Genomic DNA, 9,642 nt, shown 5'->3' with positions numbered 1-9,642 from the left:
CTGGCGTGCTGCTGTCTTGGCCGCTCAGGCGGAACAGGCCGTTCTGCCCGGTGGGTAGAGCGAAGCCGGGCAAGGTCAGTGGATTGACTTGCTGTTGGGCCAGGTTGGGCGGCAGTTGCTGATTAACTGTGGTCGGCTGTGTAATACATTTCGCCGCCTTTCCCTACGACGATTCGCTGAGGTCCTGGCCCTGCAATACCGGGCGTAGGATGGACGTATTCAGTGTAGTAACCGGCTGGTTTCTGCGGCAGATCCGATGCGCGATTCTGGAATATAGAGCCGTCGTTTCGATGAGGGAAAGATCCACCGGACTTTATCCGATCCAAGGTTGGGCCAAGATCAACTGTGCCTTGGAAAATCTGACCAGTTTTTTGATCAACAACCTTGATGCCATCGATGAAGCGAGTGGTGTCTTTTGCACCTATGTCACAAAGCTTTTAGCTGCTTAGCTATTTTTCTGGCCGAGTGACGTATTTGTTGAGTCTCTCCAGCCTTACTCAACGCCTCCAACTCCGCCTCCAAACTATTAGATCTCTGGACGAATAAAGCCCATTTCAATGCCAATCCAGACCAGTACTCACTCTGACTTCTAAGGCCTGCCAAAACAATTTGCTCAAATGGAAATAAGTCTATGAACCCCTCGGAAAGCCCATAACTTTTAAGCCCATCGATCATCTTGCAACGAACCACTTCTGGTAGATCCTCTAATACTGGCAGAAAAAATACACACGCAGTTTCGTCGCTGACTGTTTGAACAACAGACTCTGTCGATCTAGCCCAAAGCCCCTTGGAAGTAAGCCCCAAAAGAAAACGCCCCCCACACAACTTTGCGACAGGAAGCCAACTCAAATTAGCCCCTTCAGAGTTGTACTCAATTTTTTTTATCCATGGAGCATCTAGCTTACCGAGCTCCATCAATAGCTTTTTTTTCAGCTCATCCATCATCTAGATATCCCGGGAGTATGGGTAACATCCACGCCATGGCTGCTCATAAAGGACTTGAACTGCTCACGAAGCTCGGGAGTCCAGTTCATCCCGTAATGTCCGCTCCATTCATAGGTTCGAAGAACTCCATTTTCCTTCCAGATCCCGCCGCCGACGATAGCGTCAGATGAAGGGATTTTTCCAGCATCCAATATCCCATCATGCCCAAATTGATTCCTCCCCATGATGAATCGTTGACTAGCTGGATCGTAAATAAAGTCAATAGGTTTTGAATTACTCAACCCTTGTACAGCTTTGGAGGATGAATATGCATCACTGACTTCTAAGAAGCCCTTAGCTGGCCCACTGCCATTTGCCGCAGCTTTTGCACCTTTTGCAGTCCCCTCGGCCAATGCTGCACCGAACTTCTTCTCCAAAGACTCCAAAATTTCTTTGCTGACGGCCTCCGATATTGTAACAGCCGCCTTCGCCTTACCAGTCGGCGTTGGGAAAAACAGATCGATTCCCAACCCTACGATTTGCTCCGTCAGGGTCGGCTCAAAGAATATTTCACGCAGGTCTGCCGGAGAGAATTGATTCAGAAACTCAACGGTCCCTGGATTCAACTTCGAGGGATCTTTCTCACCATCCGCAATTTTTTGCAGGTCAGCCAATACGTCCTGCGGCTTCAGATCTACAAACTGACCTTGTTCATGCAGGGTGGAGAAGCCTTTCTCCAAACGGGCGGCGGCCTCTCTATGCACTTGCTGGTTATAGCGCTCGGCATTGCCCGCGACCCAACTTGCAGTCGCCGCATCCCCGCTACCACCCAACGCGCCCGCCAAAACACCGATGATCTGCGCAGTACCGATTTTAAATTGATCATCGGTAGTAAATCGATCATCCAGATATCGTCCCAAGGCGTCCGTTGTGAGCTGCGTCAGGCCTTCAGCCGCAGCGCCCGCCAGGGCCCCCGTCTTAAAGTCTCTTCCTTGTGCTGCGGACAGCGCGCCACCCAGCACCGCATGCATCAAAATCTTTCCTGCTGTACCTGGATCGATGTCCAAGTAGTCTGCGAGATCGCCCACTTGTTTGTTGCCGAAGGCGGCAAGGAAGTCGAGCCCTTCAGAGACGAAGGCGTTGCCCAGGTTATCCTTCAAGCTGCCGCCGTTGATGGCGGTGTTAATCCCGCCCGCTACCAGCGCATGCGAGCCGCTGCGCAGTACATTTTGCACTGCGGTGTCCCAGTTCAGGAGGCTCGATGAGTAGCCTGGGTTATTGACCCCGTTTCCATTGAGAATCTGCCCACCGTCTACTTTCCAACCACCAACGGCGGTATCCATATAACTCAACGCATAAGCGGTCGCCCATTGGGTGGCATAGCCTTTGAGTGCGTCGCTACTGGTGGCGGCCTTGAAGCCTGCTCCCAGATCACCGCCACCGTTGATCGTACCTACTGCAAAATTACTGGCTATTGCCCCCATCAGAGGCCCTAAGAACATACTGGCGACAATAGCAATGATCAGCTGTGCCGCTGGCCCAAGCCCCGAATTGTCGTACTTAAACGACTCGTGGATTTCCTTGACCATCCGCCAATCGATGTCTCCGTGAGCTTCGGCGTCTTTGAGCCAAGCCAACTGCGGATCGGCCTTGACCATCGCATCGATGGATTGACGGTCTGCTGATCGATCTGGTTCAGATCAATGTGCAGCCCCTCGACTGCTTTGATCGCAATGCTGCCGCCAGCCACCATCTGAGTTTGACGAAGCGTTTCGTCGGTGCTGCCCTTACCTTCAGCCGAGAACCAAGCAGCATTACTGCTGCTTTTGGTATGGCTTTCATCATGAAAGTCCTTCACCGCTTCGAAGGTGATGCTGCCACCGCTATCGAGGGTGATGTCTTTGCCACTTTCCAGGTGGGCATTCTGGTAATGCTGATCACCCCCACTGACCAAACTTAGGTCGCCACCGGCCTTGATCTGGCTGCCGATGTTTTTGATGTCGGTGACTTCATCGTGCTGGGTTTTCTCGCTGCCAAAGGAGCCCTTCTTCTTCATGTCATACAGCGAGTAGTCGCTGTCTTGCGCCGCCAGCAGCTCGAGTTTGTCACCCGCCACCAGGTAGGCCTCATCCCCGGCGGTGATCTTGCTTGAGATCAGCGTCAAATCCTTGCCTGCATTCAGGGTAATGCTGCCGCCCGCATTGACTGTGCTGGACACTTGGCTGACATGGTCCTCCTGACTCGTCACCTTCTTACTCTTGCCATACGAGTGCTGCTCATCCGCCGCCGAGGCCAGGGTCAAGTCGCCGACAGCGCTCATGCTCACATCGCGTTTGGCGTCGATCTGGCTGGCGATAGCGGTGATATCCCGTCCGGCATTGACCTTCAGGTCCTGCCCGACATCAATGTCTGAGCCATATTGGGTAATGGTCTGATCCCGATGCAGACCTTGCTCGCCGCTGACGATCTGTTCGGCTGAAGTGAGGTTGACGTCGCGACCAGCAGTGATCGTGGTGTCAGCCCCGCTTTTCAGCACGCCGCCAACGTTGTTGATATCGCGTCCGGCGTTGAGGGTGAGCGAGTTGCCGGCTTCGATGCGGGCGGCGTTGTCGACGAAGTCAGTGCGTTCGTTGCGATAGCCGCTGCTGCTTTCGTGGGTGGTGACGGTGCGCTCGTTGATCACATCGCCTCGGGTGGCGGTGAGCGTGACGTCACGGCCGGCGATGATGCCGCCGGCTTTGTTGACTATGTTGTTGCCTGCCTGCAGGTCGAGGCGATTGCCGGCTTCCACCAGGCCGCTGTTGACCAGGTCGTTGATGGCGGTGGCCGACAGGTTGTTGGAGGCGCGCAAGGTGCCGGCGTTGTTCAGGTCTTTGCCGGCGATCAGGGTTACGTCGCTGCCCTGGATCAAGGCACCGTTGGCGGCCAGGCGATTGTTGGCGTTGGCCAGGTACAGCACCGGCACCAGCACTTGCTCGCCGTTCACTTCGGCGTTTTCCATCCAGACAATGTCGTGGGTCAAGGCCGCGACTTGCTCGGAGGTCAGGCTGACGCCCAGCGACAGGTTGAGTTCTGTTTTGCTGGCGATGGCGTTGTTCATCAGGTATCTGAACAAGCCTTCGTCGCTGGTCTGGCCATCGATGAAACGCTGGCCGGTGCGAGACACTACCGCTTGCTGGATCAGGCGTTGTTCATAAAGGCCATCGCCCAGGCGCTTGGCACTTTGGTCGGGGTCGTAACCCAGGTTCGACAACAGGTAATCCGAACTCATGAATTGCTTGAGGTCGGTGAGTACAGGATTGGTTTCGATCAGGTACTTGTGAGGCTGGGATTTGCCGGCATTGCTCGGCAGGCCCTGCACGCGATTGATGGTAAATGGGGCGCCGGAGGATGAGCCGCCTCCCGTGACGGTGGCGCCGGTAACATTCCAGCTCTGCGGGCCGGTACCGGTCGGGTTTGCACTGCCTTCCTGACTCAAGCGGAACAGGCCGTTCTGGCCGGTGGGCAGGCTGACCGGGTTGACCTGCTGTTGCGCCAGGTCCGGCGGTAGTTGTTGGTTCAGGGTGATGCGGGTGGAGAACTGGCTGCCCAAAGCACCGGTTCCGGTGCGCGGACCACTGCCTACGTAGGTGTAGCCAGCGCGCACGACGCTGTTGTCGATGTTGTTCTGGGCGTTGATGTTGACCGCACCGGCGGCCTGGATCACGGCGGCGTAACTTTGGTCGCCGGAGGAAATTTTTGTGGTCGTGCCGAACTGAGGCAGTTCAGCTTCGGTCATGCCGATAAAGTTGGCCATTCCGGCCTCAAGACCGCCCAGATCATTGGGGGTGTAGCCCGCGCTTTCGAACCAGTACTGGTCGGTAAAATTACCGGCCGCGTTGTACAACCCGCCTGCGTTGCGGGTTCGTTCGGAGCGAAATACCCGGGTGGTCTCGGTTTCGCCGGTTTCGATGCCGCTATTGGTCAGGTTGACCAGCAAGGCACTCAGATTGCCGCCGGAGGCGATGGTGCTGCTCTGGTTCAGCAGGTCACTCGCCTTTCGAAGAGGCCATTCGTGGCATGAGTTGAAGATGTATGTGGCAGTGAGGGATAAACAAATTTCCTACACCCACCTCGGAACTAGGCGCCTCGGACCGCTGGAACTATGAAGCTTATAGTCCGCCCGTCGTCCACATGGCGACCGGGTTTGGCGACCTGACTAACGAGTGCGAGAGCTATCTGCTTATTTGCAGGCGCCTCCGCATCCGCAGAACTGTTTTTTATGGCAGTTGTGCGCGGGAGACCTTCGGGTCTGCCGGTTACTCGTTTCCGGTTCGCCAACCTGCGTACAGCTGCCACCCCATTTCGTTTGGCGACGATCTGCTGGCAGTCTCAGCAAACTAAACGAGGTTTCACCTATGGCTAGATACATGCCCCTCACCGGAATCGACTTGATCCCGGCTTCTCTGCTTATTGATACCCAAGCGCCACTCGACGTCCTGCAAGCGATGGCGGATTACCGCATTCGCACGGTCACTCAGGTGCTGGAGAACATCGCCTTTCGCGCAGAAATCGGCTGCGACACAGTCGTGCTGTCCGACTTCTCAAAATTGCTCGCCATACCGTTGCGCGATGGTTGTGATTTGATGGATGTGATTGGCAGACGGTTGCGGGCTCAGACTGCGGAGTGAATGAAAATGGGCGACCTGTAGGTCGCCCGTTTCACATTGCGCATTCAACTAAAGCTACGTCAATAGGCGCAGGCGTTGGGATAGATTTGTGGTATTTCCTCAGAATCTGTCCCCTTTCCTACGCTAAATCCCAAAAAATCCAAACCAACTCCGCGCCTTTTTTTCTAGCTGCGGTGTATGTGTGCTCGGGCCGTTTGGGCGCAGCAAGTCGCCTGGATAATGTGGATGCCCCAAACATTGGCTGTCATCTAATCCAAAAGCTTCAACTGCTGCTACAGCTTCGATGCACCAACGTCCAAAGTAGCTGCCCTTTTCCAGCGGATGCTTTTCAGGATCGCCGTACTGGTACCACCATGGCTGTTGCTTGCCGCCCCGGTTAAGTTCCGTGTACCAACAATTGACAAACTCTTTCAGCAGTATCGCCTGTTGTTCCTTGGGGGCATCGATGGTCTTGAGCAATCGGGCATAAGGTTTGTCATGCAGGAGGACATCTCCAATGACGCGTGATGGCTGGCGGCTGGCGACTATTCGATCCAGCAAGATGTCGTTGCCTTCTCCACCAACGAGGGCCAGCAGTCGGTTCCACTGATCGTCAGGAATGTGCAAGACAAGCGCCAGCCCAACAAGCCATAAACACCAGATATAGTGGTTGAGGTCGGATAGATCGAAGACCCAGTCGCGACAGGTTTTCAGATTATGTTCGGCACACACTCCGTCTGCCAGGTCATTCGACAATTCCCAGGTATCGAGAAGTTGGGGGAACAACTGACCAATCTCAGAAACAGAATCGCCTTGGGAATAGCGCCGGAGAATAAGACGCAAAATATCCCTTGAAAGATCAAATGAGAATTGAGGGTCGTACACCGGATTCTGTGATGGCTCAGATAGAAGTTTTTCTGCTTTTTCTATCCAGGCAAAATCTTTAGCCACTCGCTCACGCCAGTAGTTTATGTTCGCCATCGAGTCTCGGATCATGGCTGTGCTCCTGAAAGATTTGTTTTTGAAGCTAATATTTGGGACGTATCAATGGGCTTTGGTTTGCCTAAAGAATCGAGCACCTGGATCTCGGTTGCCCCATCCACCCCCGTCCGCACAACCCATGTCTCAGTACGGCCTGTCTTGACGGCGATAGCGATATCACGAGCTGAATCAACACCCACTGCCTTTTCCAACCGCCCGGCCCCCAGCGTCCAGCTTTCACTCGCCTGCTTACCATCGTTCGTGTTTATCAGGCTCGTGTTGCCACCTTTTTTGGGGTCCCCGACAAACTTGTATTCGATAACCACATAATCTACATCCGGACGATTGACTCGAAACAAGTCGTCAATGCCCGTCTCGCCCGCCCCCTGCATTCTCGCCAGTTTTTCTCCTTCAGGCACTATTTGCCGCACCGTCGCTTCACCGAACACCTCACCGATGACTCGTTTCTGATCATTGCTGAGGTATTTCAGATCGATCAGCGCGTTGCCTTTACTATCAACAATGCCTCCACTTTTTATGAAGGCCTGCTCCGCCAGGCGGTCTATCACCTCATCCAGTTTTTTACCGATAGCCTCGGCGGCCTTTTCCGAAAGCTTGCCCCCAACTTTCGCTGCGCTCCCCGCGCCAGAGACGGCGAGGAGCGTTCGAATGGCCAACAACGTGGTTTGAGCGGTATGTACATCCTGCCCGTAGATGGTGTTCAGCTTGTTGGTAAGGTCGTCACTGAGGCTAACGGCGGTTCCTTCTCCAATCGCGTGACCACTCTCTACAAATCCGTCCACCACGCTTTGGGGCAGCGCCTTGGCGCCCTCCCACAACCCATTCAGTACAACATCGGGGTGCTCGGTGGCCAGCTTTGCGAGATCTACAGCACCATTTTTTATCTCAACGCCAGAATCCTTCAGTTCTTTGAGCAAACCTGCGCTCAGGTCACGGTTTACGCCGCTTTGAACGAACTGCTGATAGAACTTCGGATCAGCTGTATCCGCAAACATTTCTGGCCGGAAAAGCTGTTGCCCTTTTGCGGTGAACAGCGCTTGTTGTCCGCCGAGGTCATTGGTGAATGTCTGCCCGGAATTGCTCAAGAAGGTTTGCGCTGCACTATCGTCGCCATCAGTCAGGATGGATCGCCACAGGAAGTCAACATCCTTGAGCGCTTGCTGGCTCAAGCGTTTCATGGCTTCGTCTTCACTGATGCCATTTTTCTCGGCAAACTCTTTGGCATGCCCCTTGATCCAATCTTGCTCGTCGGCATGAAGCTGACGGTTGTACAGCGTCCCATTCTGCGCGACCCAAGACCCGAGTTGCAACTTGCCGGAATCCGCATCAGGGTCTTGAACAGCAGTCGCCAGCACTCCTATCAGTTGCGAGTTCATGGCCAACAGTCGATCCCTATCCGCTTTCGGCATCCCGGCATACACCGAGGCCAAACTGTCGACCAGGGCTTCGTTAACCCCTGCCGCCAAGGCACCCGTTTTAAAATCACCGCCCGCAGCGAGCGAGGCCAAGCCCCCCATCACCGCGTGCAGGCCGATTTTGGCGAGGCCTCCGTTCGGTAGGTCGTTCTGTAGGCCGATATCACCCACCAGGTTGAAACCATAGGCAGCAAACGCATTCACCAGACTGCTTTGCAAGGCATCACCAAGGCTGCCGTCGCGACCCAGTGCTTTATTGAGCACTGCAGAGGTGCTGTTTTGCAGAGCCTGGTTTGCCGTGAACTGGGCGATACCTTCCAGGCTGCTCAACCCGCCGGAGTTGGAAACGGCAACTTTGCCCGTGTTAGCCAAAACCCCATTGGTGGAATCGGTCAACGCAGTGCCTGGGGCGGTAGAGGTGCTGGTCCAGTCATTGAAGAAACCAGCGGTAAGACCGGCGGTGCCTCCGGCCACGATGTAGTTTTTCAGATTGTCGATGCTGAAGGTTTCTTTCAGCGCAGCGCCAATGTTGCCCTTATTGTTGATCGTACTGACGGCCGCCGTACTGGCTGCCGAGGTGATCACGGCGGTAAGGGCCGCGTTCGCCCAACCTGCGGCCACCGCACCTTCGGTGGCTGTCGCTGCAAGACCTGCCGACATGGCCGACGTAGAGCCGGCGGTTGCGCCCGCAGCGGACCCCAGAGCACCGGAGGCTGCACCGGCGGTGAAGTAGGTGACGATGATAATGATGATGAGCATTGCCGGGCCGCCCAGCCCAGAATGACTTTCATCCCAGCTGTCATGCAGCTCTTTCACTTGGCGCCAGTCCACGTCGCCCCGTGCTTCAGCTTTCTTTAGCCAAGCCATGCTCGGGTCAGCTTGCACCATGGCATCGATCGCCTGGCTCACGCTTTGTTGGTTGATGGCTTTGACATCGATGTGTAATCCATCAACTGCGTTGATGAGCGTCTGGCCTTTAGCCGTAAGCTGGCTCTGCCGCAGCGTTTCGTCAACCTGACCTTTGTTTTCCATGCTGGTCCACGCCCAGCTATTGCTGCTCTTGTCGTGGCTCTCCTGATGAGAGTCCTTCACCGCTTCAAAGGTGATGCTGCCGCCGCTGTCGAGGGTAATGTCCTTGCCACTCTCAAGCTTGGCCCCTTGGTACAGTTGATCGCCGCCACTGACCAGTGTCAGGTTGCCACTCGACTTGATCTCGCTGCCGATGTATTTCACATCGGTCACTTCGTCGCGCTGGGTTTTCTTCGCGCCGAAGGAGCCCTTCTTCTTCATGTCATACAACGAGTAGTCGCTGTCTTGCGCCGCCAGCAGCTCGAGCTTGTCACCCGCCACCAAGTAGGCCTCATCCCCAGCGGTGATCTTGCTTGAGATCAGCGTCAAATCCTTGCCTGCATTCAGGGTAATGCTGCCGCCCGCATTGACTGTGCTGGACACTTGGCTGACATGGTCCTCCTGACTCGTCACCTTCTTACTCTTGCCATACGAGTGCTGCTCATCCGCCGCCGAAGCCAGGGTCAAGTCGCCGACAGCGCTCATGCTCACATCGCGTTTGGCGTCGATCTGGCTGGCGATAGCGGTGATATCCCGTCCAGCATTGACCTTCAGGTCCTGCCCGACATCAATGTCTGAGCCAT

5 protein-coding genes and 2 pseudogenes are annotated in these 9,642 nt (G+C 55.2%); 1 reads left to right on the top strand and 6 read right to left on the bottom strand.

Going from position 1 to position 9,642, the window contains the following annotated elements:
* The 4 genes and pseudogenes from KGB03_RS31270 to KGB03_RS31260 all read right to left on the bottom strand — a co-directional run.
* Nucleotides 1-130, bottom strand: a pseudogene (locus KGB03_RS31270) (hypothetical protein); the annotation flags it as partial.
* Nucleotides 123-326 (bottom strand): ribonuclease domain-containing protein, encoded by a 204-nt coding sequence (locus tag KGB03_RS31265; protein ID WP_223526016.1) that lies wholly within the window; start codon nt 324-326, stop codon nt 123-125. The pseudogene KGB03_RS31270 and the gene KGB03_RS31265, both read right to left, overlap by 8 nt.
* Nucleotides 327-426: 100 nt before the next feature.
* A complete protein-coding gene (locus KGB03_RS01445; RefSeq protein ID WP_223526015.1) occupies nt 427-945 on the bottom strand; it encodes a hypothetical protein in 519 nt (172 codons plus the stop codon).
* Nucleotides 942-4,024: pseudogene (locus KGB03_RS31260) on the bottom strand (polymorphic toxin type 43 domain-containing protein). The gene KGB03_RS01445 and the pseudogene KGB03_RS31260 overlap by 4 nt, the downstream one beginning before the upstream one ends.
* 1,297 nt (nt 4,025-5,321) lie before the next feature.
* Here KGB03_RS31260 and KGB03_RS01435 point away from each other — a divergent pair.
* Entirely contained in the window at nt 5,322-5,594 is a 273-nt protein-coding gene (locus KGB03_RS01435; RefSeq protein ID WP_218536435.1) for a hypothetical protein, read from the top strand.
* Between the two features lie 123 nt (nt 5,595-5,717).
* On the opposite strand, the gene KGB03_RS01430 is transcribed toward KGB03_RS01435, so the two are convergent.
* Nucleotides 5,718-6,569, bottom strand: a complete 852-nt coding sequence (locus KGB03_RS01430) for a PoNe immunity protein domain-containing protein (protein ID WP_218536434.1) — start codon at nt 6,567-6,569, stop codon at nt 5,718-5,720.
* Nucleotides 6,566-9,642 (bottom strand): DUF637 domain-containing protein (locus tag KGB03_RS01425; RefSeq protein WP_223526013.1); only part of this gene is annotated, 3,077 nt, incomplete at its 5' end. The genes KGB03_RS01430 and KGB03_RS01425, both read right to left, overlap by 4 nt.

The organism is Pseudomonas sp. BF-B-26 (assembly GCF_019956495.1).
Classification (GTDB): domain Bacteria; phylum Pseudomonadota; class Gammaproteobacteria; order Pseudomonadales; family Pseudomonadaceae; genus Aquipseudomonas.
Note: the sequence above shows the minus strand (reverse complement) of the source record. Positions and strands in the feature narration are given on the sequence as shown.

Coding starts and splice junctions, on each gene's coding strand:
- KGB03_RS01430 (WP_218536434.1), bottom strand. CDS start 6,569: ATGATCCGAGACTCGATGGCGAACATAAACTACTGGCGTGAGCGAGTG.
- KGB03_RS01445 (WP_223526015.1), bottom strand. CDS start 945: ATGATGGATGAGCTGAAAAAAAAGCTATTGATGGAGCTCGGTAAGCTA.
- KGB03_RS01435 (WP_218536435.1), top strand. CDS start 5,322: ATGGCTAGATACATGCCCCTCACCGGAATCGACTTGATCCCGGCTTCT.